This is a genomic window from Mycobacterium sp. 852002-51971_SCH5477799-a (assembly GCF_001667145.1).
Classification (GTDB): Bacteria; Actinomycetota; Actinomycetes; order Mycobacteriales; family Mycobacteriaceae; genus Mycobacterium.
This window is the reverse complement of record NZ_LZIF01000106.1, coordinates 53,240-75,546: the sequence shown is the minus strand read 5'-3', so window position 1 is coordinate 75,546 and position 22,307 is coordinate 53,240. Positions and strand designations below refer to the sequence as shown.

The following is a 22,307-nucleotide window of genomic DNA, read 5'->3' as shown; positions in this document are numbered from 1 at the left end:
GTCTGCGGGACCCGCTACCGTCACAGTTTCGCAAAAAGCGGAAGCCCTAAGGTGGCCCACATGGCATATGACGTCGCCCGGGTGCGCGGACTGCATCCGTCGCTGGGTGACGGCTGGGTACACTTCGACGCCCCGAGCGGGATGCTGATTCCCGATTCCGTCGCGACCACGGTGTCGACGGCTTTCCGCAGGTCCGGTCCCACTACGGTGGGCCCACACCCATCCGCGCAGCGCAGTGCGGCCGTCCTGGAGGCGGCGCGGGCGGCGGTAGCTGACCTGTTCAACGTCGACCCCGCGGGTGTCGTGCTGGGCGCCGATCGTGCGATCTTGTTGTCGGCGCTGGCCGAGGCGTCGTCGTCGCGGGCCGGCCTGGGCTACGAGGTCATCGTCAGCCGCCTGGACGACGAAGCCAACATCGCTCCATGGCTGCGCGCGGCACACCGGTACGGCGCCAAGGTCAAGTGGGCCGAGATCGACATCGAGACGGGTGAGCTTCCCACGTGGCAGTGGGAGGGTCTCATTGGGAAGTCGACCCGGCTGGTCGCCGTGGCCTCGGCGTCCGCGACACTGGGCACGGTCACCGACCTGCGGGCGATGACCAAACTGGTGCACGACGTCGGCGGCCTGGCGGTGGTCGACCATTCCGCCGCCGCGCCCTACCGGTTGCTCGACGTCAAGGAAACCGACGCCGACGTGGTGGCGGTCAACGCCGCGGCGTGGGGCGGTCCGCCGATCGGGGCGATCGTGTTCCGCGATCCCGCGTTGCTCAACTCGTTCAGTTCGATCTCGCCGGACCCCAAGGCCGTCGGGCCGGCCCGTCTGGAGATCGGCGCGCACCAGTTCGGTCTGCTGGCCGGGGTGGTGGCCAGCATCGAGTACCTGGCATCGCTCGACGAAACCGCGCGCGGGAGCCGGCGCGAACGCCTGGCGGTGTCGATGCAGTCCGCCGCCTCGTACCTGAACCGGATCTACGACTACCTGATGGTGTCGTTGCGGTCGCTGCCGTTGGTGATGGTGATCGGCCGCCCGGAGGTGCGGATCCCGGTGGTCAGTTTCGCGCTGAACGGCGTGCCCGCCGAGCGGGTCGTTCAGCGGTTGGCGGACAACGGGATTCTGGTCGTCACCAACGAAAGTTCCCGCGCGCTCGATGTGTTGGGCGTCAACGACGTCGGCGGCGCGGTCACGGTCGGGCTGGCGCACTACTCGACGACCGCAGAAGTCGATCAGTTGGTGCGTGCGCTAGCGTCGCTGGGTTAGACCGTCAGGAGGACCTTTCCGGTCACCTTGCTCGACGTCAGCTGTTGATGCGCTTCTCCCGCTTGCTGGATGGGCAGGCGGGCGCCGATGATCGGCCGGACGCGGTCCTCGGCGATCATCGGCCACACCGACTCGATCACCGCCTGCACGATCTCGGTCTTACTGTTGGGCCCGGTCACCGGGCGCGCGCGAAGCGTGGTGCCGATGACCCGCGCACGCTTGCCCAGCAGCTTGCCGATGTTGAGTTCGCCCTTGATCCCGCCCTGCATGCCGATGATCACGAGTTGCCCGTCGGTGGCCAGGGCGTCGATATTACGGTCGAGGTAGGAGGCGCCCATGATGTCGAAGATCACGTCGGCGCCGCCGGCCTCCTGCAGGCGCGCGACGAAGTCCTCGTCGCGATAGTTGATGGTGATCTCGGCGCCGAGTTCGCGGCAGAATTCCAGCTTCTCCGCCGACCCGACGGTGACGGCCACGCGCACGCCCAGCGCCCGGGCGACCTGGATGGCGTGGCTGCCGATGCCGCTGGCCCCGCCGTGCATCAGCAGCAGCTGCCCCTTGCCGAGATGCGCGGTCAGCACCAGGTTCGACCAGACGGTACAGGCCACTTCGGGCAACCCGGCGGCGTCCACCAGGTCGACACCCTCGGGAACCGGCATCAGCTGGCCGGCCGGAACGGCGACGTATTCGGCGTAGCCCCCACCGGCGAGTAGTGCGCAAACCTCTTGTCCGACAGACCAATTCGTGACGTCGGAGCCGACATCGGCGATGACGCCGGACACCTCCATCCCGATGATCTCGCTGGCACCCGGCGGCGGCGGGTATTTGCCGGCGGCCTGCAGCAGGTCGGCGCGGTTTACTCCGGCGGCGGCGACCTTGACCAGCACCTCGCCGGGGCCGGCGGAAACATCGGGTACTTCCTGCCAGGAGAGCTGATCTGCGGATTCGGCGACGATGGCGCGCATGGTGGCCACGCTACCGAGTCCGGCTACCCTGATCAGCGGTGGCGTGGCAGAGCGGCCTAATGCACTCGCCTTGAAAGCGAGAGACGGCTAACACCGTCCGGGGGTTCAAATCCCTCCGCCACCGCTCTTCTCACTCGGCTGATGCAGCGTCGGCGCGTAGCGCAGGACCGCGCCCACGCCGTCGGCCGGAGAGATCCGCTCGTCGGTGCGCACCAGGGCGGCGCCGACCGAGATCGCCGAGAACGGCAGCGCTTCGTCGGCCCGTAGCGTCTTGGCGGGAGCGGCGCCCTGCTCGGAGAGCACGTTCTCGTCGGGCGCGATCGTCGTCAAGCCCTCGTCGGCAACCACGGTCGCATCGCCGATGTCGCCGATGATCAGTGTCTCCACCGCGCCCTGGCGCAGCGCGGAGCACACCGCCCCGAGCCCCTCGGCCGCGAGCCCCGACTGCCGCCCGATCTCGGCGGTAAAGCGCTGCGCCGCATCATCGATCGTGCGCAGCTGGCGCTTGACGAATTCGCCCTCGACGGCGTGCTCGATCTCGCCGAAATCGTGACCGCTGTGCCGCGCCCCGATCTCGAGTGCCACCGTGCGTTCCTGCAGTCGGTCGGGCAGTGCCGCGAGCAGATCGGAGCGCGAGCGCACCTCGCCCACCACGAAGATCACCTCGATCGCCTTGTCGTCGGCGAGCTCAGCGACTCGGTCAGCGACGGCGCGCAGGTTTTTCCGCGCGGCCTCCTCGGTGCGTAGCTGGGGATCGCCGTAGCCCGCGGTCTCGGCTCCGGCGGATTTGTGCACGGGATAGCCACCGCCGTCGACGGTCTCGCTGCGCAGCGTCCCACCGATGTGGGTGGTGATGTCGGCGCCGCTGTGGTCGGCGACCACCAGCACGTAGTCCGGGTGATCGAAGCTCAGCTCGAGAATCGGTACCAGGTACGGCAATTCGGAGACGCGAACGATGTCGGTCGCGGCCGGGCGCGCCAGGTGCTCATTGATCAGCACGCCGCCGGCACCGGCGATCACCGCGCGCCCGCTGCGGCCGATCGGTGGACGCAGATTCAGCACTGCGTCCTCGATCTGGCCGATCACCGCCGCTTCGGCGCCTGAGCGTTCCAGCTCCTCCTTGACCGCCCGCCACTTCAGCTCGAGCTGAGCTTCGGCGTCGTGGGTGTCATGTGAGTCATCGAAGTACACCGAGGCGAACGGCCCCGATGCGTCCAGCAGCTTGCGGAAGCGTTGCGAATCCATGCTGTGTTGGTTGCCCCGCGCGCCGGGGGACAAACACCTAGCCTCGATCGCCCTCACTGTCGTCGAAGAAGTGCCATTCGTCGTCGTGCTGGACCTCCATGCGCCAGCCGAGCTCGCTGTTGTCGGCCTTCTGGTCAACGAACCAGGCGTGGGCGTCGTCGGCGCTTTCGATGTCCTTGGTCGCGACGACGTCGCCCTTCGGGTTGAGCACTCGATAGGTAGCCATGAGTGGCAGTGTTCCCACTGCAGCCGTCGTCAACCGGTTGGGATTTCGGCGGTGATCGTGTCCAGCAGGGCGGTGTACCGGCCGGATTCGGGGTCCCGGCCGGGTTTGCCGCTGCTCACTACGCCGGCCGATATACCGCGCGCGGGGTCGGCCCAGATGGCGATGTTGACCAGGCCCAGGTTGCCGAACGCGTGTGGCGCGTTGCGCCCGAACGGGCCCCACCGGTTGGTGCCGAGGATGTACCCGGTGCCCCAGCGGGCCGGTTGCAATCCGACAGCGAAATCGGGTCGTAGCCTTCGGCATTGGGTCACGGCGCCATACATGGTCTCCGGGCTGATCACCCGCACACCGTCGAGTTCGCCTCCGCGCCGCCATATCTCGGCGAACCGCGACATCTCCTGGGCGGTAGACACCGTGTTCGACGACGGAATGATGGTGGTCAAGAACATCGGGGAGTTTGTGTACGGGATCAACTCGTGCACGGTTCCGCCGATTGCCTTGCGGAAGATCTGCGCGACCACCGGCGGGAGCGTCCGCCCGGTGGCATGGCTCGGCGCGACCAGCGGGACATCCTCCTTTGCGACGCCGAAGTTGGTCCATCGGAAGCCGAGCGGGTCGAGGATCTCGGTGGCCAGGATCTCGCGAATCTCCTTGCCGGTGGCCGCGTAAACGATCTCGCGCACCAGTGGACCCCAGGTCAGCGCGTGGTAGATGTGCACCAACCCGGGACGGTAGAGCGGCCGCAACTCGCCCAGCTTCTGCTGCGCGTACTCGTGGTCGTCGGCGCGGGTGACGTCGGGCCTGGGCCCGGTGGGGAAGGGCAGTCCGGCGCTGTGTGTCATGACGTGCCGGATGGTGATCCGATGCTTGCCGTGACTGGTGAATGTGGGGATGTAGTCGCACACCCGGTCGTCAAGCGAGAAGACACCGCGCTCGACCAGCATGTGCACCACGGTCGCCGCCATCCCCTTGGCCGCCGAATACACGCAGAAGGGTGTGTCAGGTGTGACCACGATCTTCTCCGCGTCGGGCGGATCGCTCGGGGCGTTGCCCCAGCCGTGGCCGATCGCGCGGTTGAGCACGACGCGGCCGTGCTGGCGGATGCACAGCTGGATCGCGGGATGGAAACCGGCGCCATACCAATGTCGCGCCGCCTGCCAGATCCGGTCGACGGCGGCGCTGTCGATTTCCGAGTGGTCTTCGGCGCCGATCGCCGTCACGGAGTCCAGGTCTGCGGGGAGCCGGATCTTGCCGTCGGGAGTCGCTGAGGGCGGCTGGTTCACCCCAGCGAGGGTACGTGGCGTCCGGTTACTCCCCGGTGAACCGCGGTGGGCGCTTCTCGAACGTCGCCGAGATGCCCTCGGTCAGGTCCTTGGACGGCAGGAAGGCCGCATTCCAGGCCGCCACATACCGCAGGCTCTCCGAGACCGCCGCGATGCGCTGCTGGTCGAGGACGTCCTTGACGCCGTGCACGGTCAGCGGGGGATTGGCGGCGATCTCCGCGGCGGTGGCGTGCGCCGCGGCCAGGGTGGCGTCGGCGTCGGCGTAGATGTCGTTGACCAGACCGATCTTCTCGGCGCGGGCCGCATCGATGTCCTTGCCGGTCAACGCGAGCTCGCGCAGGTGTCCGTCGTTCAGGATCATCGGGAGGCGGGCCAGGCTACCGACGTCGGCGACGATGGCGAGCTTGACCTCGCGCACCGAGAACTTGGCGTCGGCGCTGGCGTAGCGGATGTCTACCGCCGAGATCAGGTCGACGCCGCCCCCGATGCACCAGCCGTGCACCGCCGCGATGGTCGGGGTCCGGCAGTCGGCGACCGCGGTGATCGCTCCCTGCATGCGCTTGACCTCGCGGTGAAACACCGCGCGCGGGCCGGCCAAGGCGTCGCCGGACAGCAGCGGGGTGAACGAACCGCCCATCGCCGGCACGTCGAGCCCGTAGCTGAAGTTCTTGCCCGAGCCGGTCAGCACGATGGCCCGGACCTCGGGGTCGGCGTCCAGCGCCGCGAACAGCTCGGGCATTTCCGACCAGAAGGCCGGTCCCATCGCGTTGCCCTTGCCCGGTCCGATCAGCGTCACCTGGGCGACGTGGTCTTTCGTCTCGACGGTGACGGATTCGTATGCTTGCGCCATATCGAGACCGTAGCGTGGCGATTATGGCTCCTGATTTGCGACCCGGACCGCATTCCCCGCCCACCGACGAGCTGCACAGCGCCGAGGACACCTTGGGGGTCCTGCAGCGGGTGCTGCACACGATCGCCTCCGACGACCTGTCCCGACCGACGCCGTGCACCGAATTCGACGTGGCGGATCTGACGGGGCATCTGTTGAATTCGATCTCGGCGCTCGGCGGCATGGTCGGTGCCGAGATTCCGGCGCGCGAGGAAAGCGATTCGGTGGAACGCCAAGTGATCGCCGCGGCCCGGCCCGCGTTGGACGCCTGGCGCCGCCACGGTCTGGAGGGGTCGGTGCCGTTCGGCAAGGGTGAGATGCCCGCGAACAGTGCGTGCGCCATCCTGTCGATCGAATTCCTGGTCCACGCATGGGATTACGCCGCCGCGGTGGGCCGCGATGTCGATGCCCCCGAGCCGCTGTCCGAATATGTGCTGGGGCTCGCGCGTCAGATCATCAGGCCGGAGTTGCGGGGTCAGGCCGGATTCGATGACCCGGTCGACGTCTCGGCGGACGCCGGCGCGCTCGAGCAGCTGGTCGCGTTCACCGGTCGTAACCCGGCAGGGTAGTTCGGGCGCCTACCCACTCGAGCGCCCGAGTTACTGCTCGCGTTCCAGGTAGAAGTAGTAGTACTTGCCGTTGTCCCGGACGCCCTTGCCGTTCATGATGCCCATCACGGCGTCGTCGTCGATCTTCTTGAAGTGATCGTGCACCGGCTGACCGTCGTAAACCATGGTCGCGGTGACCTCTCCGCGGAAATCCTCCAGCCACAGGCTTGCTTCGCCCTTGCCCATCTCCACGTTGGAGAACTTGTTGCCGTCGGCGTCGAGACAGACGAGTGGCTGCACGTCGCGGACGGACTTGAAGGTCTTGCCGTACCAGCCGGCCTTTTCCAGTTGGCCGTTCATCTTGTGGCCGGTCTGGAACTCGCCGCCCTTCCACTCGCCGATCATCCCGTCGACCGTCGCGGGCGCAAGCTCTGCCCAGAATTCGTCGAGCTCGGAATCCGCGATGTCGCCGCTGCGCTCCTTGAACTCGGTGAACTTCTTGCGCGCGAGGTCCACGGTGTCTCCTTATGATTCGGTGCGGGCTACCCAGTCGCGGGCAAAATGCAACAGGGCGTCATTTTCCTCCGGCGAACCAATGGTGACACGGACGCCTTCGTCCGCGAACGGCCGCACCAACAGGTGCGCATCGGCGGCTTGCTCGGTGAAATCCGTGGTGCGCTCACCTAGCGGTAGCCAGAGGAAATTGGCCTGCGAGGGGGGCAGCTCGAATCCGGCGGCGCGCAGCGCGGCGCCGACGCGGGTGCGCTCGGCGACCAGTGCGTCGGTGCGGGCCAGCAGCTCGTCGGAGGCCTCGAGCGACGCGATGGCGGCCGCCTGTGCGACGTTCGTCACGGCGAACGGCATGACCACCTTGTCCAGCGCGATGATCAGGTCCGGGTGGCCCACCGCGTAACCGACGCGCAGCCCCGCCAACCCGTAGGCCTTCGAAAAGGTCCGCAGCACAACGACATTGCTGCGGGTCAGCGCCAGGTCCAGGCTGTTGGGCAGCATGCCGTCGCGGATGTATTCGACGTAGGCCTCGTCGATGGCGATCAGGACGTGAGGCGGCACGGCCTCGACGAATCGCTTCAGTGTGTCCGGGTCGACGACGGTGGACGTCGGATTGTTGGGGTTGCACACGAAGATGAGCCGGGTGCGGTCGGTGATGGCGGCGAGCATCGCGTCGAGGTCGTGCGTGTGCTCGGTCAACGGGACGGTGACGGTGGTCGCGCCGGAGACTTGGATGATGGGCCGGTAGCACTCGAAGCTGCGCCAGCCGATCATCACCTCGTCGCCGGCGGCGGCGGTGATCTGAACAAGCTGCTGGCACAACGTGACCGAACCGCTACCGACCGCGATGTGCTCGGGGGCGACGTCGGACCCCAGGTGCATGGACAGCGCGGCCTTGAGGTCGACGCTGGCGCTGTCCGGGTAGCGGTTGACGACGGCAACCGCGCGCTCGATCGCCGCTTGCACGCTGGGCAGCGGGCCGTACACGGTCTCGTTGCTGGCCAGCTTGATCGAGCCGGGCACGTTCTTGCCGGGGACATACACCGGCAGTCCGACCAGTTCGTTGCGCAGGCGGGCGGTCACTTCGACAGTTTATGTCTCGACTGTGTAAGGTATGGCTCCGCGCGAGCGGAAAGGGGTCCGGTACCCTCAGGAAGTCCAAGGGAGGCGTGCCAGAGCGGCCGAATGGGGCTCACTGCTAATGAGTTGTCCCCCTCAAAGGGGACCGGAGGTTCAAATCCTCTCGCCTCCGCCACGGAAACACGGAACACATGGAACGACAACTAGATAACAGGCGCCCGTAGCTCAACGGATAGAGCATCTGACTACGGATCAGAAGGTTAGGGGTTCGAATCCCTTCGGGCGCGCAAACGAAATTGCCGACTGGCCTGCGCCAGCGCAGATTGCGGGTCATGCCCGCCGATACCCCAAGTGGCCTCGGTGCCACGAGAGTGTCACACGATCGTTCGAACTCACGTGTGGCGACTGCATGCCGGACCTGACGACTTGTCCCAGCGTGATCGGTGTCAGTACGACAGGGCTCGTGGCGCCAGGGGTATGCGTGGGTTCGGTGCTGTCATAGCGGAAGAAGCCGAGCCAGGCCGAAAGACCGATAACGACAGCCACTACAGCGGCGCCGATGAGGATGATACTGGCGCGTTCAGCACCACCTCCCACGAGACACCGGGGCGTCGTCATCGTCGCGCGACCAAGCCAACTCGGGGGGCGCCGCGGTTGACGGCGGCATGACGGCGGTCTCGTCAGTGGCGCCCGCTCCTGCGGAAGTGGCCGCGCTGTCAGCGTTATCGTAGTTGGAGGCCACGGTCATAACTCCTGCTCTCCTGCTCGCGTGTAAGTCTGCATGTTGGACTCAGTTGCCGTATGCAAGTCCGTCGAATCCAACGCCCCGTGCGACTGCGGTCGTGGGCCGCCCCTCACATGCGCACGCCGCTGCCGCGCGAATCTCGGTGACCTGGGGAAAATCCGCGTAGTAAGTCGGCGGCTCTACGCGTTTGCGCTGATGTTTTACGCCTCACGGTGGCCGCATGCTGGTTAGCATGAGCGAGATCAATCCACGCGTTGATATGCCGTTGGTGGACTGGAGTGATCTTGGCATGAGCGGGCTTTTGCCGACGGGCACGGTGACGCTGCTTTTGGCTGACGTCGAGGGCTCCACGCGGCTCTGGGAGGCCCAGCCCGAGCAGATGACGGCGGCCTTTGCGCGCCTGGATCACGCGCTGGATGATCTCGTCTCCGCCCATGGCGGGGTGCGGCCGCTCGAGCAGGGTGAGGGCGACAGTTTTGTGGTGGCGTTTGCCCGCGCGAGTGACGCGGTGGTGTGTGCTTTGGAATTGCAGCGGGCGCCGCTGGCCCCGATCTGCTTGCGGATCGGTGTGCATACCGGGGAGGTGCAGCTGCGTGATGAAGGTAATTACATCGGTCCCACCATCAACCGCGCCGCGCGCATCCGGGATCTGGCCCACGGCGGCCAGACCGTGCTCTCCGGCACGACGGAGGATCTGGTCGCCGATGTACTTCCGGCTGACGCCTGGCTAGTTGATCTCGGCCGTCACGAGCTGCGCGGTGCGAACCGTCCCGAGCGGGTGGTGCAGCTATGCCACCCCGACCTGCGCAACGACTTCCCCGCGCTTCGCACCGCAAAGGCGGTTGTCTCCCAAAACTTTCCGGTGCAGCTCACCAGCTTTGTCGGCCGGGGCGCACAGATGACTGACCTGGAGAAGCTGCTCGTCGACAACCGGCTGGTGACGCTGACCGGTGCCGGCGGCGCCGGCAAGACCCGTCTCGCTGTTGAGGTCGCGGCTCGCATCGCGGCCGAGTTCGGTGACGGTGTGTGGTACGTCGATCTGGCGCCGATCGCCCACCCAGGCGTGGTGGTGGTCGCGGTGGCCCGCGCGTTGGGTCTGCCCGACCAGCCCGGCCGCTCCACGATGGACACGCTGCTGCGGTTTGTTCGCGACCGTCAGCTGCTGGTGGTGCTGGACAACTGCGAGCACCTGCTCGACGCGAGCGCGGAGCTGGTAGTCGCGCTCCTCGGTGCAGCGCCGGCGCTGACGCTGCTGGCCACGAGTCGTGAGCCGATCGGTGTTGCGGGTGAAGTGAGCTGGCGGGTGCCGTCGCTGTCGTTGGCCGACGAGGCGATCGAGTTGTTTGTCGAGCGCGCTCGCCGTGCTCGACCCGATTTCGCCGTCGACGCCGACAACGCTGCGGCGGTGGGTGAGATTTGTCGGCGCCTGGATGGGATGCCCCTGGCGATCGAGCTGGCGGCGGCGCGGGTGCGGGCGTTGTCGGTGGCCGAGATCCTCGAGGGCTTGCATGACCGGTTTCGGCTGTTGACCGGCGGTGCGCGCACCGCGGTGCGCCGTCAGCAGACATTGCGCGCCTCGGTGGACTGGTCGCATGCGCTGTTGACCGAGCCGGAACGGGTGTTGTTTCGCCGGCTGGCGGTGTTTTTGGGTGGCTTCGATCTGAACGCGGCCCAGGCGGTCGCCGGCGGCGGAGATGTGGAGCGTTATCAGATCCTGGATCTGGTCACTCTGTTGGTGGACAAGTCGCTGGTGGTGGCCGACGACAGCAGGGGCCGAACGCGTTACCGGCTGGTGGAGACGGTGCGCCAGTACGCGCTGGAAAAGCTCGCGGAGTCCGGCGAGGCCGACGCCGTGCGGTCGCGTCACCGCGATCACTACACGGCGCTGGCCGCGGTGCTCGACGCGCCGGCAGACCGTGGTTATGAGCAGCGCATCGAGCAGGCCGAAATCGAGATCGACAATTTGCGCGCCGCGTTCGGGTGGTGCCGGGAAAACTCCGACGTCGAGCTGGCGTTGGCGCTGGCGTCGTCGTTGCAGCCGCTGTGGGAAGGGCGGGGCCGCCTGCGGGAAGGGCTGGTGTGGTTCGACGCTGCCCTGGCCGACCTCGACGCGCAGCACGCTGAGGTCGCCGCTGGGGTGCGGGCGCGGGCGCTTGCCGACAGGGCCGGGCTCGCCATCCGGATGGGCGCCGCCGACAGCCTGGATCAGGCCCAGCAGGCCCTGGCGATCGCGCGCGAGGTCGATGACCTGGCCCTGCTGGCGCGGGCGCTGACCGCCTGCGGTTCGATCGCCGCCTTCTGCACGCGTTTCGAGCTGGCCGAGGCGTACTTCGCCGAGGCCATCGGCTTGGCCCGTGCTTTGGATGATCGGTGGCGGCTCGGCCAGATCCTCGCTTTTCAGGCGATGGCCGCCAGCGTCGCCGGTGACCCGATCGCGACGCGCGCAGCCGCCGAAGAAGGACGCGACCTGGCCGAGGCGATCGGCGATCGGTTCGTCTCGCGCTATTGCCGCTGGTGCCTTGGAGTGGCACAGGCATATAGGGGTGATCTGGTCGGTGCTGCCGCACAATTCGCCGAGCTGGTGGCCGAGGCTCAGGCAGCTCACGATGGGATCCTTGAGTCGGCTAGCCTCGCGTATCAGGGCGCCACCCTGGCGTTTCAGGGTGACACGGGTGCTGCCCGGGCCGCCGCCGACGCGGCCATCGAGGCCGCCGCCGAGCTGGGTGGGCTCTACGCGGGCACCGGCCATGTGGCGTTGGCTCTCGCGGCCTCGGCCGCCGGGGATGTTGCGACGCTGCAGGACGCGACCGAGGCCGGGCCGCACCTGAGCGCCCTGCCCCAGACGGCGGCGATACAGCGAGCCATCAGTGCGCAGGCCGCACTGGCGGGCGGGGATCTGCTCGCTGCCCGCCGCGGGGCAGACGAGGCGGTCACGAGCACGACCGGCTTTTACCTGACGGTAGCGCTGTTGACGCGCGCCCGCGTGGCGATCGCGCAAGGGGAGCCCGAACAAGGCGAACGCGACGCCCACGCCGCGCTCGCATGTGCCGCCGAAGTTGAGGCTTACCTGCACGTATCCGACACTCTCGAATGCCTCGCCGCTCTGGCCGGCCAGGCCGGCAGCCACCGCGAAGGCGCCCGCCTCTTCGGTGCAGCACACGCCATACGGGAACGCAGGGGCGCGGTGCGGTTCAAGCTCTGGGATGCCGACTACGAAGCCGGGGTGACGGCGGTTCGTGATGCCTTGGGCGAGCAGGACTTTGAATCCGCGTGGGCCGAGGGCGCCGCCCTGTCTACCGAGGACGCGATCGCTTACGCGCAGCGCGGCCGTGGCGAACGCAAACGCCCCGCCAGCGGGTGGGCGTCGCTCACCCCCACCGAGCGCGACGTAGTGCGACTGATCAGCGAGGGACTCGGCAACAAGGACATCGCCATACGGCTATTCGTCTCACCGCGCACCGTCCAAACCCACCTCATCCACGTCTACACCAAACTCGGCCTCACCTCGCGCGTTCAGCTCGCCCAGGAAGCGACACGCCACGCCTGATTCGTCCTGCGAGGGATGACCAACTTGCTCGGTGTCACGACGGTGTCACAACTCATCTAGAACTCACCCCCAAACGCCCTCGGACGGCAGGGGACTCATACACATCAAAGCGGACGAATCCCTGCAGGCCAGAGGTGGTTTCGGACCCCCAGGCTCAACCGCCGTCAAACACCGGCGAACGTGAGTAACGACGTTGAATCCGCCTACGGATCAGAAGGTTAGGGGTTCGAATCCCTTTCGGGCGCTCACTGAAATGGCGTTGAACACTGCCGACGTCCTACGTTGAGAAGCTTGCGCCTGCGGGGGCCCAGTCACGGCGATGACACAAAGTGCCATCGAAACCCCGTCGAGTCCGGTGGATCGCCGACCAAGGCAGGCGCGGCCGCAATTGCCGCGTTGATGTTCCCGCCGACGGCGCTCACCTTTGCAAATGCTCTCGGTGGTGTTCGACACCCCTTTCGTCGATGTAGCGCACAACCATGTCGCGGGCATTCAGCTCGATGACGGCGAATCCGAAGGTGTTCCACGGCTCTAACCCTGTTCCATGTTTCAGCCGGTAGTCGTATCGCAGCCCCACCGGATAGGGGAGCGGGTCCTGCGCGATTAGGTATTCCGGCACCCCGCCGTGCCCTAGGCAAGACGCAAAGCCGACCCCGTGTTGTGCGTCGTACGTGAGGCAGCGATGCTCATGGCCCCAAAACCATGCGTCCACGCGTTCGGTCGCCAACACATCGGCGAGTTGTGCCCGCAGCTGCGCACCAGCATCTTCGTAGGCGCTCCACCCCTGGTGGTGCGACAGCAGGACTGTATTGAGATTGGCTGCGGCGCTTAGCTGTTCGTGAACCCACTCGACTTGGCCGTTCGACAGCTGGTGGTCCTCGTACGCTGTGTCGAGACCGAGAAATTGCCAATTGCTGTTCTTTAGCGCGAAGACGCTTCGGTCAGCCTGTCGATCAAATCGAGGATCGGTTAGTGCCGTGGCGTAGAAGTCGTGCCCGCCTCGGTACATGTCATGGTTGCCGCAGATGGTGTAGGAACCGATCGGCTCTCCGGGCCGAACCGGCCAATAGGCGAGGAAGTTGTCGGTGTATTCCTCCTTGGCCCCGGTGTAGTAGACGTCGCCCAGGTGCACGACATGCTGCTCGCGTTTGTCGGCAACCCCCTCATCGAGGACGTCGCGGATACGCTTGGCGACCGCCTGTGCTCGTGGCAAGCCTGAGCCCCAATCGCCGAGCAGAACGACGCGAGCGTCGTCGGCGATCCGCACCGCTTGTTGGGGAAGTCCCCCAAAAGGAGCCTTGTTCTTGAACCGGTGCCACGCGATGACCACACCAGCCCATACCCATCGCGGATCGCTGAAAATCTTCGGCCTTGTCACCTCGAACTTGCCGAACGCTCGCCGGCGCTCCGCGTCTCTCGTGCCAGGGTCGGCTGCGATGCGAAGCGAGGCGAGACCCTCGGTGTCAGTTATAAGGGAGCCCGTCTGTGCATGGAGCGCGCGAGTGAGTTCGGTTTGCAGGATCGCAAGGATCGGGTCTCGCGGCATCCACATCTCGGATGCCTTAACGCTCGCCGTGGCGGCGCTCGCGCGGTGGGCGCGTGCCAGCTCATCAACGACGTCTCGAATGTCGTGAGTTGAGATATGTGTCAGTGGACCCTGATCGATGGAAGTACGCCGCCTTCGCTCGACGAGCGAGTCATCGAGGTTTGAGCGGGTGTCCTCGGCGGCCGCCAATAGAAAATCCATGTTCAGCACCTGGGAAATCAACATAACCCCTTGCCTTCCGGGGTTGACGACCCCGGCTGATCGCCAATGCTGCCGCAAATCCTCGAATTTAAACAGCTATTCAAGCTGAACTGGGGCGGCGAACCGAGCTTGCCCCCGGGAGAGCGGATCGAGGACACGTCGCGAGCCCGTGTGGCACTATCCCAGTTGACGCGAGGAGGAGTGGAATGCCCGCGGATGACACCGATTCGGAGATCAACGTCCGGCTTTTCAAAGCGCCCCTGGAAGCGATTGGCGCCCACGGCGCCAGTGAGTCTTATGACAGCGCCCTGCTCGAGCAGTACAAACTCTACGTCGAGATGGCCGACCGAATTAGTGCGCGCCGCGGGCTGACAAATTCCTTCTTCTTGACGTTGAACACCGGAGTCGTCGGCCTCATCGCCACCATGTTCAAGGGTCCCACCGGCGTCGAGGCGTGGTGGTTCGCGATTCCGCTGGTCGCGATATTGGGTCAGTGTTATGCCTGGTTCTACCTTGTCCGCAGCTACCAATTGCTCAACACCGCAAAGTACCGCGTCGTGGGCGCCCTCGAAGAACGATTGCCCGCCTCGCCGTTCTGGCGCGCGGAGTGGTGGGCGCTCGGTGAAGGAAAGGACAGGAGCCGATATTGGCCGCTGTCACACATCGAGCAATTGATCCCAGTTCTGTTTGCGCTCACTTATATCGCCGGGTACCTCACCCTCGTTCTGGTAAGAGTTGGCTAGCCAAGGAAGGTTAGGCAAATCGTCTCCGTTCACGAACGTGAAGTGAAACTATGTCGCCGAGGGCCGCGTTCATCGAGTACGACACGGCGGCATTCACACCGGTAAGGGGGAATTTGTGAAGAGGGCGCTGCTGGTCGGGATCGACGACTACGAAAACTTTTCTCCGCTGTCGGGTTGCGCGAACGATGCCGCCGCTCTGCAACCGTTGTTGACGAAGAACGAGGATGACAGCCCGAATTTGGACTGCCGACTGGCGAGTGTTCGGGACGGTTCCTCTCGATTGAGCCGCGACAAGCTGCTCCAGATGGTGGACGAGTTACTGGCCGGTGGAGCGACCTATGCGCTCCTATATTTCGCAGGTCACGGCTCTCGGACCAATGGCGGCGTCGCACTTGCGACCTCCGACGCCACGGAGAATACCCCTGGAGTGATGTTCTCCGAGATCCTGGCTCGCATCAACACAAGCTCCGTGTCCGAGATCACGGTCATTCTCGATTGCTGCTTCTCTGGGGGCGCAACAACCATCGAGGCCTTGAACAATGGCCTGGCGAACTTACGCACTGGATTGGGCGTGCTGACGGCCAGCCGCAATGATGAAGCGTCGATGGAGACGGCCGAGGGGAGAGGACAGTTCTCCACCTACCTTGAGGGCGCCCTCGACGGTGGCGCCGCCGACGTGCTCGGCCACGTGACCGTAGCCGGTCTGTACGCCTACCTCTCGGAATCCTTCGGGGCCTGGGAGCAGCGGCCGACATTCAAGGCGAATATCGACCGGCTCGAAAACATCCGAAGGTGCAAGCCGCGAGTGCCCTTGCCGATTCTGCGTAAACTCACCGAGTGGTTTCCGGCGCCCGATTACGAGTATCCCCTGGACCCGTCGTATGAGCCTACCGCGGACGCGGACGTTAGTCCGAACGAGGAGATTTTCTCCGGTTTACAAAAGTACCGGGCGTGCCAGCTTGTGGTCCCAATCGATGAAGAGCACATGTACTACGCGGCCATGCACTCGACAGGTTGCCGTTTGACGGCCCTCGGAAAGCACTACTGGGGCTTAGTCGATGCCGGCCGGATATAAGGCGTATTCGGGTGAGGCGTCTAGACAGGAAGCTGAAAGCGGTTAACTGATGCCATTACCTTCCCGACGAGATATCGAGTTAACTTTGGGATCACCCCCGGTCATTGAAGACCTCGCGGCTATCGAGCATGAACGCTGGTCTCATTGGCAGCGCTACTTACATTCAAAGTGTCACAGGAACGAAGATGGTTCGCTACTCATCCCGCCTGAATGGGCCTCGCACTGGGAGAAGCAAATGTGGACTCCATACCATTCATTAACGGATCAGGAGAAAGAGAGCGACCGGGAACAGGTGCGCATGTACATTCCCACGGTCGCTCTGGCCCTTCATAGAAATACATGAAAAGCCGCGATCCTGTGGCGGTTTAGGAACCGAAAACAGCGATTTACCTGGCACGACGATGGACATTGATACCGCCTCTATGCTAAGCTTTGTACTGCATTAACTCTTGCTTGTCATTTTCGAGGGCGGAGGCCAGAGTGGACGCGCATCCGGTGAGTGGTGGTGCCAAGAATAAATTGGGCCAGGTCTGTTTTGTTATCGGGCCCATGAAGAACCCCCGGGACTTGGCTCGACAAAAGCGTCTCGCAAACGAAATTTTGCGTCCATTGCTGAAAGAAAGCGGATATGAAGTCAAGACTCCAAATGTCCCGGAGCAAAAGCAGATTATGCAGCAGGTTATCGCCGACCTCGATCGCGCAAATTTGGTGGTGGCCGATATAACCGGCGGAAATCCAAGCGTAATGTATGAGCTGGGCATCCGGCACAGCATCGGCCTACCGACGATAATGGTCCGGCACAAAAATTCGAAACTCGGCTGGTTCCGCAAGCAGACGGAGCATGTCCCATTCGACGTCACTCACTACCGTCACTTGGTTTTGGATTTGGATGACTCAGCCGCCGCGCGCGAGGCAATTGAAGAAACGGTCCATTCCGCGCTCGCCGAAATGCGCAACCCTGGTCCCCAGGGAAAATTCGATAACCCGGTTACAGAGTACTACAAGGGTTGGCCAATGATCGAAGGTTCCCCAACGGCGGGCCTTGCTCTCGGCTACTACACCAACATGGTGAAGCGCACCGCGAAAGCATTATCAAGCACTGATGCGAAGGCCTTCCTCCGCGACGAGAACAAGCGCCCGGTTAGGGAATTAGCTATCGATCAGATCGAACGTCTCAACGTTTACATTCCACGAGACCTGCAGGCTTCGACCAATTATGCGGACACCTTCAGGAAAAAGAGCAACGCCCAAAACCTTGAGATTACTACCACCAAGGGCCGCCCGGTTGAGACCTACTTTGTCGAGGAAGATCATGCCCTGCTCGATATACCTACAACGCTGGGCGCAATCAATAAAGCGGTCAGGCGACGGGTTCCGGACGATCCCGGACTGGCATCAGAGATCGCGCGTTTTGTCACATCGAGAGAACTTGATCGCTTCGATTCAGCGCTGAAACGTCTGATCGAGGACGAAAACGATCCGAACGAGGACGATGATGTGATCGCTTTTCTCAAAAACCGGGTCGCATTTTACGATCTTTGGACTGACTCGAGTGGCCGGGTTACCCCGAAACTCACGCTGGAGCGTGTGTCCAAGCCACAGGGCAGATGAAATCGTCAACAAACTGCGACAGGCTTCGCTGATGTCAGTCTGGCGCCTTGCCGTCATCGCCGCTTGCCTAATGCTCTCAACGACCACTTGGGCATCACCGATGTCGGTATACCAGGCCAACGGCGCGCGGAGTATGCGGCTGATCGACGCCGAGCAAGAACAAGCCATGGCCACGGGCGGGCTTATCGCGCTCTACCCGCGCGCGGATGACGGACCGCTACTGGCCATCCCCGGTGGGGAGCCATTGCAGGATCTGCATCTCTCGCTGGTCGATTTCGGCATCGACGTGCGTGGCCTTTCCGACGTCGGGTTGAAGCAGCGGCTCGACGCGCTCAAGACCGCCACGCATCCGATCCGGGCCCATGTGTTCGGGCATGCTGTCCTTAACCCCGACCGCGGAGCGGCTAATGCTGCCGCGGTTTACCTGGTGGGCGATTCCCCCGATTTGGAGTCGCTGCGCCGCCAGGTGCTGCAGTTCTCCGAGCAACAATCCCAGCTACCCGCCCAACATCAGCCGTGGTTGGCGCACGTCACGGCGAGTTACGGACTGTCGGACATGCTTCTGACGTACACGGGTCCAATCGTCTTCGACCGTATCGGACTGAGTTGGGCAGGTCACATCACGTACTTTGCGCTGTAAGCGTTGCGTCGCAGATGGGCGCGTTCTCGGCAAGGCACGCTGGCGCATCCGCATCCGACGCCGGCCGGACCAGGTCGCCACTCGCTTGCACGTCGCCGCGCTAGGGGCGCGGCTGATACGGCTGAAACGGTCCACCGAACGGGCCCCTGCGGGGTGGTTCGGTCACGGTCTGCGTGACGGTGCTGGTTTCGGTGCTCGGTGCGATCGTGGTGGACGGCTCTGTCGTCGTGCTCGTGTCGGTGCTCGGCGGCGGCGGCGCCGTCTCGGTCACCGTCTCAGTCGGGCCTCCACCACCGCCGCCCCTGTGGTGTCGCGGCGCCTGCACCGTGGTGGTCACCGGCGCGGTGGTGGACGGGACCGGCGTCGTTGTGGTGGCGGGGCTGGGCGCCGGTGAGCCGCTGGTCAGCTTGACCACCGCGAACACCAACGCGGCCAGCACGATCACCCCGATCGCGCCGGCCGCGACCAGCGCCGCCGGACGGCGATACCACGGCGTCGGCGGCGTCGGGGGCTCCGGCGATTGCGGCTCGGGCTCGTAATATCCGCCGTACCGCGCGGCCGCGGTCGGCTCGGAGTAGAAATCCGGTTCCTCGGGATAACGCGGCACGAGAGGAGATGTTAGTAGGTCAGCCGTCATTGGAGATCAGGCCCAGCGCCCGCTCGAACAGATGCACCGTGGCCGCGTGCAATTGGTCGCCGACCTCCTTCTCCGCCTTGCCGGCACAGGCCCGGGCCAGTGTGCCCTCGATCACGATGCCGAGCTTGAAGCAGGCCAACACGGTGTACCAGGTGAGGTGGGACAGGTCGCGGGTGGTGTCGGCGGCGTAGCGCTCGAGAAGTTCGTCGGTGCTGGCCAGCCCATCCTGTCCGCCGAGGGCGTGGCTGAACACGCTGGAGCCGTCGGGCTGGCGCCAGGTGGCCAGCAGCCAGCCCAGATCCAGCAGCGGGTCGCCGATGGTGCACATCTCCCAGTCGACGATCGCGACCACGTCCGGACCGGTGCGGGAGAACATTACGTTGGCGGCGTGGTAGTCGCCGTGCATGATGCCCGGCGTCCAGTGGGCCGGCCGATGCCGGTCCAGCCAGGCCGACACCTCGTCGATGCCGGGGATGTCGGGCCCGGGGTAGCCGTCGTACTCGTTGTAGGACTCCAGCTCCGAAAGCCAGCGCGGCACCTGGCGTTCCAGGAAGCCCTCCGGCTTGCCGAAATCGGCGAGGCCCACCGCGACGTGGTCGACGGCACCGAGCTTGGCCAGCGCGTCGGCCATCGACAGGCCCATGCCGTGACGCACCTTGGCATCGCCGGCGTGCAGGGGTGGCAAGCCCTCGCCCGCGTTGAAACCGTCGACCGGGTCCATCAGGTAGAAGACGGCGTCACCCAGCACACCCGGGTCCTCGCAGGCGGCGATCAGGTGGGGGTGGGGAACGTCGGAACTGGCCAGTGCGGCAAGGACTTTCGTTTCCCGCAGGATCACGCTGTTGCTGCGCGGGCGCAGGTGTCGCGGTCCGCGGCGCAGCACATAAGGCCGGCCGGCCCTGGTGAAGCGCACCATGACGTTCTGGGTTCCACCCGTGACATTGGAAACGTCCTGCAGCGGCCCCTCGCCGAGTCCCTGCCCGGACATCCACTCCGCTACGACTTCTAAGTTCACGTAATCCACTCTTCAGCCCTTCGGGCGCGGGGTGTAGCGGACGCTTTGCGCTCGGATCATGCCGTCGCGAAACACGAAGGTGTCGACGCCGTCGTCGACGTGATTGACCGCTGAGTCCGCGGTCCACTCCAAGAACAGCACGTCCTCGTGAAAAAGCTGGGTTTCCAAGTCCCAGTTCGCATCCGGTAGATCGGCGAGCAATGCCGCGAAGACTCTGCGGATGGCGTCCTTGCCGTGAGCGACGCCGGCCGGGCTGAGCAGCACGGAGTCCTCGGTGTAGTCGACGACGATCTCGTCAAGCTCGCCGGCCGCCAGTGCGGTGCCGTGGTGGGCGAAAACCTCCTGCGGCGTACGTGACGGGGTGGTCGTCATGGCACTCCCTTGCAACCTGTGGACCGTCTGGGAAAAAGACTAGGGCAGGGGCGACCGGGGACCTCGGGCGGCGGCGGCTGGAAGAATAGTGTGCGTAACTTACTTTCTGGCGAGGGGAACTGGCGATGCCGCGGACCGACGATGACTCTTGGGAAATCACTCAAAGCGTGGGCGCCACCGCGCTGGGTGTCGCGGCAGCTCGCGCGGCCGAAACCGAGAGCGAGAACCCACTGATCAAGGATCCTTTCGCGCGCGTGTTCGTCGAGGCCGCGGGTAAGGGGATGTGGAGCATCTATGCCGACCCCGCGCTGTTGGCCAAGGCGGGTGATATCGAGCCGGGCCTGCGGAATCGGCTACAGCTGATGGTCGACTTCATGGCGACGCGGACGGCGTTTTTCGACGAGTTCTTTCTCGACGCCGCGGCTGCCGGCGTTCGACAGGTGGTGATTTTGGCGGCCGGCCTCGACGCACGCAGCTGGCGCCTCCCGTGGCCCGACGGCACCGTCGTCTACGAGCTCGACCAGCCCAAGGTGCTGGATTTCAAATCCAGCACACTGCGCGAGCACGGGGCGCAGCCCAAGGCGCGACTGGTCAACGTCGCGATCGACCTGCGACAGGATTGGCCGAAAGCGCTGCAGGAGGCGGGATTTGATGCCACGAAGCCCGCCGTATGGTCGGCCGAGGGGCTCGTTCGTTACCTGCCCGCGCAGGCCCAGGATCTTTTGTTCGAACGGATCGATTCGCTGAGTGTCGAGGGCAGTCGGCTGGCGTCCAACGTGCCCGCCCCGGGTTTCACCGATCCCGCTCGTGTGCAGCGCCAGCGCGACGACATGCGACGGATGCGGGCCGCGGCCGCCGAACTGGTCGACGCCGAGATCACGGATTTCGATGACCTCTGGTACCCGGAGGAGCGGACACCGGTCGACGGCTGGCTGCGCGACCGCGGCTGGGACGTCACGACGGACTCGTTCTCGGATTTGATGGCGCGCTATGGCCGCGACGTTCCGCAGGGCGCGGAGGACTCGATGCCGCCCACCCTGTACGTGTCCGCGCAGCGGACGGCGGGCTGATTCGCCCGACGGGTCGCCGCGAGGTTAAAGTCAACTACCGCAACGTCTCTCGCCAGGATGGCGGATGGGCGGTACCCTCCCCGTTATGGCTGCTCGACGTGCCCGGCTAAGCGACGTGCACGAGATCGCTGCCGCGATGCCGCACGTCCAGCGCCTGGAGGGCCCCAAGGGCAATGCGATCTACCAGGTGGGCGGGAAGTCGTTCGTCTTCTTCCGCACGCCCCGGCCCGACGCGACCGATCCGGACACCGGAGAGCGCTATGCGGACGTGATCATGCTCTGGGTGGAATCGGAAAGCGACAAGTTGGCGTTGATTTCCGATCCAGGTTCGCCGTTCTTCACCACCGACCATTTCGACGGGCACCCTTCGGTGTTGGTCCGGGCCAGCCGGCTGGCGGAAATCAGCAGAACCGAATTAGCTGAGCTCATTCAGGACGCCTGGTTGTCCCGGGCGTCGAAAAAGCGGGCCGCCACCTGGCTCGCCGACCACCTCTAACGCCGGGAGCTGCGCCGACAAGCACTGTTGCATAACCCATTGCATGTTTAGACATGAGTCGAATGGGTAACTTCACGTCCACGAGAAAACTTCTTCTCGTCCACATTGGAGGTCACGATGCGTGGCAGCGGGATCATCGGAACGGTTGCGTTGGTGTGGTTGCTGATCGGGGTGTTCGCGGCATGGCAGCGCGATTACTTCAAGAACGACAACACATCATGCGCCTCGGCGGGCACGGTTGCGGTAACCGTGATCGCCGGACCCTTGAATTATTTCGGTGTCAATCCGAAAGTAACGGATTGCCATCTGCCGCAACCAAGTTCAATGCAATCGATCAACCTCTAACCACTCACTCAAAGGAAGTCGACATGGTTATCTTAGGGATTATCCTGCTTATCCTGGGATTCTTTTTCCACGTACCCATCCTGACCACGCTTGGCATCGTGCTTCTGGTCATCGGCGTGGTCCTCTGGATTCTCGGCTCGGTCGGCCGCCCGGTCGCCGGTCGCCGCTACTGGTATTAACGGCTTCTGCCGAACACGGATCGCGCGGCGGCTCAGCAGCCGCGCGATCCGTTTCACAGGACACGCATAGCTTCGGCATAGC

General features: G+C 64.8%; 22 protein-coding genes and 3 tRNA genes. 14 read left to right on the top strand and 11 right to left on the bottom strand.

Features of this window, described 5'->3' with window-relative positions:
• The first annotated feature begins 60 nt into the window (after positions 1 to 60).
• Complete coding sequence (locus A5753_RS16085; RefSeq protein WP_067129968.1) at positions 61 to 1,257, top strand: cysteine desulfurase-like protein; 1,197 nt, start codon at positions 61 to 63, stop codon at positions 1,255 to 1,257.
• On the opposite strand, the gene A5753_RS16080 is transcribed toward A5753_RS16085, so the two are convergent.
• A complete protein-coding gene (locus A5753_RS16080; protein WP_067130176.1) occupies positions 1,254 to 2,222 on the bottom strand; it encodes an NAD(P)H-quinone oxidoreductase in 969 nt (322 codons plus the stop codon). The two genes, A5753_RS16085 and A5753_RS16080, sit on opposite strands and share 4 nt — an antisense overlap.
• Positions 2,223 to 2,259: 37 nt before the next feature.
• On the opposite strand from A5753_RS16080, the gene A5753_RS16075 reads away from it, so the two are divergent.
• Positions 2,260 to 2,346, top strand: a tRNA-Ser gene (locus A5753_RS16075).
• Here the strand turns inward: A5753_RS16075 and A5753_RS16070 are convergent.
• From A5753_RS16070 to A5753_RS16055, 4 genes are read right to left on the bottom strand one after another with little or no spacing between them, the layout of a single operon-like run.
• A complete protein-coding gene (locus tag A5753_RS16070) occupies positions 2,328 to 3,467 on the bottom strand; it encodes a hypothetical protein (RefSeq protein WP_082971352.1) in 1,140 nt (379 codons plus the stop codon). The genes A5753_RS16075 and A5753_RS16070 overlap by 19 nt on opposite strands.
• Positions 3,468 to 3,504: 37 nt before the next feature.
• Positions 3,505 to 3,693 (bottom strand): hypothetical protein, encoded by a 189-nt coding sequence (locus A5753_RS16065; protein ID WP_067129965.1) that lies wholly within the window; start codon positions 3,691 to 3,693, stop codon positions 3,505 to 3,507.
• 29 nt (positions 3,694 to 3,722) lie between these two features.
• A complete protein-coding gene (lipE, locus tag A5753_RS16060; protein WP_067129962.1) occupies positions 3,723 to 4,976 on the bottom strand; it encodes a lipase LipE in 1,254 nt (417 codons plus the stop codon).
• Positions 4,977 to 5,001: 25 nt separating this feature from the next.
• Complete coding sequence (locus A5753_RS16055) at positions 5,002 to 5,826, bottom strand: crotonase/enoyl-CoA hydratase family protein (RefSeq protein ID WP_067129959.1); 825 nt, start codon at positions 5,824 to 5,826, stop codon at positions 5,002 to 5,004.
• Between the two features lie 23 nt (positions 5,827 to 5,849).
• Here A5753_RS16055 and A5753_RS16050 point away from each other — a divergent pair, with 23 nt between their 5' ends.
• Complete coding sequence (locus A5753_RS16050) at positions 5,850 to 6,434, top strand: TIGR03086 family metal-binding protein (RefSeq protein ID WP_082971351.1); 585 nt, start codon at positions 5,850 to 5,852, stop codon at positions 6,432 to 6,434.
• A 30-nt stretch (positions 6,435 to 6,464) separates the two neighbouring features.
• Here A5753_RS16050 and A5753_RS16045 read toward each other — a convergent pair whose 3' ends face one another.
• Both A5753_RS16045 and hisC read right to left on the bottom strand, forming a co-directional pair.
• Positions 6,465 to 6,929: a DUF4334 domain-containing protein gene (locus A5753_RS16045; protein WP_067129953.1), complete on the bottom strand. Its 465-nt coding sequence runs from the start codon at positions 6,927 to 6,929 to the stop codon at positions 6,465 to 6,467.
• A gap of 9 nt (positions 6,930 to 6,938) precedes the next feature.
• Positions 6,939 to 8,006 (bottom strand): histidinol-phosphate transaminase, encoded by a 1,068-nt coding sequence (gene hisC, locus A5753_RS16040; protein ID WP_067129949.1) that lies wholly within the window; start codon positions 8,004 to 8,006, stop codon positions 6,939 to 6,941.
• Between the two features lie 80 nt (positions 8,007 to 8,086).
• On the opposite strand from hisC, the gene A5753_RS16035 reads away from it, so the two are divergent.
• The 3 genes from A5753_RS16035 to A5753_RS16025 all read left to right on the top strand — a co-directional run bounded on the left by A5753_RS16035 (position 8,087) and on the right by A5753_RS16025 (position 12,295).
• Positions 8,087 to 8,178, top strand: a tRNA-Ser gene (locus A5753_RS16035).
• A 39-nt stretch (positions 8,179 to 8,217) separates the two neighbouring features.
• Positions 8,218 to 8,290, top strand: a tRNA-Arg gene (locus A5753_RS16030).
• A gap of 747 nt (positions 8,291 to 9,037) precedes the next feature.
• A complete protein-coding gene (locus A5753_RS16025) occupies positions 9,038 to 12,295 on the top strand; it encodes a LuxR C-terminal-related transcriptional regulator (protein ID WP_067129947.1) in 3,258 nt (1,085 codons plus the stop codon).
• A gap of 418 nt (positions 12,296 to 12,713) precedes the next feature.
• Here the strand turns inward: A5753_RS16025 and A5753_RS16020 are convergent, their stop codons facing one another.
• Complete coding sequence (locus A5753_RS16020) at positions 12,714 to 14,066, bottom strand: metallophosphoesterase (protein WP_067129944.1); 1,353 nt, start codon at positions 14,064 to 14,066, stop codon at positions 12,714 to 12,716.
• Positions 14,067 to 14,248: 182 nt separating this feature from the next.
• On the opposite strand from A5753_RS16020, the gene A5753_RS16015 reads away from it, so the two are divergent.
• The 4 genes from A5753_RS16015 to A5753_RS16000 all read left to right on the top strand — a co-directional run bounded on the left by A5753_RS16015 (position 14,249) and on the right by A5753_RS16000 (position 18,111).
• Positions 14,249 to 14,785, top strand: a complete 537-nt coding sequence (locus A5753_RS16015) for a hypothetical protein (protein ID WP_197694712.1) — start codon at positions 14,249 to 14,251, stop codon at positions 14,783 to 14,785.
• Between the two features lie 115 nt (positions 14,786 to 14,900).
• Positions 14,901 to 15,860 carry a caspase family protein gene (locus tag A5753_RS16010; RefSeq protein WP_067129941.1) on the top strand — a complete coding sequence of 320 codons (960 nt, stop codon included), beginning with the start codon at positions 14,901 to 14,903 and terminating at the stop codon, positions 15,858 to 15,860.
• Between the two features lie 480 nt (positions 15,861 to 16,340).
• Positions 16,341 to 17,471, top strand: a complete 1,131-nt coding sequence (locus A5753_RS16005) for an STING domain-containing protein (protein ID WP_156656130.1) — start codon at positions 16,341 to 16,343, stop codon at positions 17,469 to 17,471.
• A gap of 133 nt (positions 17,472 to 17,604) precedes the next feature.
• Positions 17,605 to 18,111, top strand: a complete 507-nt coding sequence (locus A5753_RS16000; RefSeq protein WP_067129935.1) for a hypothetical protein — start codon at positions 17,605 to 17,607, stop codon at positions 18,109 to 18,111.
• Between the two features lie 100 nt (positions 18,112 to 18,211).
• Here A5753_RS16000 and A5753_RS23960 read toward each other — a convergent pair whose 3' ends face one another.
• From A5753_RS23960 to A5753_RS15985, 3 genes are read right to left on the bottom strand one after another with little or no spacing between them, the layout of a single operon-like run.
• A complete protein-coding gene (locus tag A5753_RS23960) occupies positions 18,212 to 18,718 on the bottom strand; it encodes a hypothetical protein (RefSeq protein WP_082971349.1) in 507 nt (168 codons plus the stop codon).
• Positions 18,719 to 18,737: 19 nt separating this feature from the next.
• Complete coding sequence (locus A5753_RS15990) at positions 18,738 to 19,736, bottom strand: phosphotransferase family protein (protein WP_067129929.1); 999 nt, start codon at positions 19,734 to 19,736, stop codon at positions 18,738 to 18,740.
• A gap of 39 nt (positions 19,737 to 19,775) precedes the next feature.
• A complete protein-coding gene (locus tag A5753_RS15985; RefSeq protein ID WP_067129926.1) occupies positions 19,776 to 20,135 on the bottom strand; it encodes a nuclear transport factor 2 family protein in 360 nt (119 codons plus the stop codon).
• A gap of 125 nt (positions 20,136 to 20,260) precedes the next feature.
• Here A5753_RS15985 and A5753_RS15980 point away from each other — a divergent pair, with 125 nt between their 5' ends.
• The 4 genes from A5753_RS15980 to A5753_RS24580 all read left to right on the top strand — a co-directional run bounded on the left by A5753_RS15980 (position 20,261) and on the right by A5753_RS24580 (position 22,225).
• Positions 20,261 to 21,205: a class I SAM-dependent methyltransferase gene (locus A5753_RS15980; RefSeq protein WP_067129923.1), complete on the top strand. Its 945-nt coding sequence runs from the start codon at positions 20,261 to 20,263 to the stop codon at positions 21,203 to 21,205.
• A gap of 85 nt (positions 21,206 to 21,290) precedes the next feature.
• Positions 21,291 to 21,701 carry an MmcQ/YjbR family DNA-binding protein gene (locus A5753_RS15975; RefSeq protein WP_067129920.1) on the top strand — a complete coding sequence of 137 codons (411 nt, stop codon included), beginning with the start codon at positions 21,291 to 21,293 and terminating at the stop codon, positions 21,699 to 21,701.
• 105 nt (positions 21,702 to 21,806) lie between these two features.
• Positions 21,807 to 22,046 (top strand): hypothetical protein, encoded by a 240-nt coding sequence (locus A5753_RS15970; RefSeq protein WP_064880197.1) that lies wholly within the window; start codon positions 21,807 to 21,809, stop codon positions 22,044 to 22,046.
• A 23-nt stretch (positions 22,047 to 22,069) separates the two neighbouring features.
• The gene (locus A5753_RS24580; protein WP_197694711.1) at positions 22,070 to 22,225 is read left to right on the top strand and encodes a DUF6131 family protein; all 156 of its coding nucleotides are present in this window, start codon (positions 22,070 to 22,072) and stop codon (positions 22,223 to 22,225) included.
• Positions 22,226 to 22,307: the final 82 nt, after the last annotated feature.

Excerpts from the sequence above, each read along its gene's own strand:
- A5753_RS16085 (WP_067129968.1), top strand. The coding sequence starts at position 61 with ATGGCATATGACGTCGCCCGGGTGCGCGGACTGCATCCGTCGCTGGGT.
- A5753_RS16080 (WP_067130176.1), bottom strand. The coding sequence starts at position 2,222 with ATGCGCGCCATCGTCGCCGAATCCGCAGATCAGCTCTCCTGGCAGGAA.
- A5753_RS16070 (WP_082971352.1), bottom strand. The coding sequence starts at position 3,467 with ATGGATTCGCAACGCTTCCGCAAGCTGCTGGACGCATCGGGGCCGTTC.
- A5753_RS16065 (WP_067129965.1), bottom strand. The coding sequence starts at position 3,693 with ATGGCTACCTATCGAGTGCTCAACCCGAAGGGCGACGTCGTCGCGACC.
- A5753_RS16055 (WP_067129959.1), bottom strand. The coding sequence starts at position 5,826 with ATGGCGCAAGCATACGAATCCGTCACCGTCGAGACGAAAGACCACGTC.
- A5753_RS16050 (WP_082971351.1), top strand. The coding sequence starts at position 5,850 with ATGGCTCCTGATTTGCGACCCGGACCGCATTCCCCGCCCACCGACGAG.
- A5753_RS16025 (WP_067129947.1), top strand. The coding sequence starts at position 9,038 with ATGAGCGGGCTTTTGCCGACGGGCACGGTGACGCTGCTTTTGGCTGAC.
- A5753_RS16020 (WP_067129944.1), bottom strand. The coding sequence starts at position 14,066 with ATGTTGATTTCCCAGGTGCTGAACATGGATTTTCTATTGGCGGCCGCC.
- A5753_RS16015 (WP_197694712.1), top strand. The coding sequence starts at position 14,249 with ATGCCCGCGGATGACACCGATTCGGAGATCAACGTCCGGCTTTTCAAA.
- A5753_RS16000 (WP_067129935.1), top strand. The coding sequence starts at position 17,605 with ATGCGGCTGATCGACGCCGAGCAAGAACAAGCCATGGCCACGGGCGGG.
- A5753_RS15990 (WP_067129929.1), bottom strand. The coding sequence starts at position 19,736 with ATGTCCGGGCAGGGACTCGGCGAGGGGCCGCTGCAGGACGTTTCCAAT.
- A5753_RS15985 (WP_067129926.1), bottom strand. The coding sequence starts at position 20,135 with ATGACGACCACCCCGTCACGTACGCCGCAGGAGGTTTTCGCCCACCAC.
- A5753_RS15980 (WP_067129923.1), top strand. The coding sequence starts at position 20,261 with ATGCCGCGGACCGACGATGACTCTTGGGAAATCACTCAAAGCGTGGGC.
- A5753_RS15975 (WP_067129920.1), top strand. The coding sequence starts at position 21,291 with ATGGCTGCTCGACGTGCCCGGCTAAGCGACGTGCACGAGATCGCTGCC.
- A5753_RS24580 (WP_197694711.1), top strand. The coding sequence starts at position 22,070 with ATGGTTATCTTAGGGATTATCCTGCTTATCCTGGGATTCTTTTTCCAC.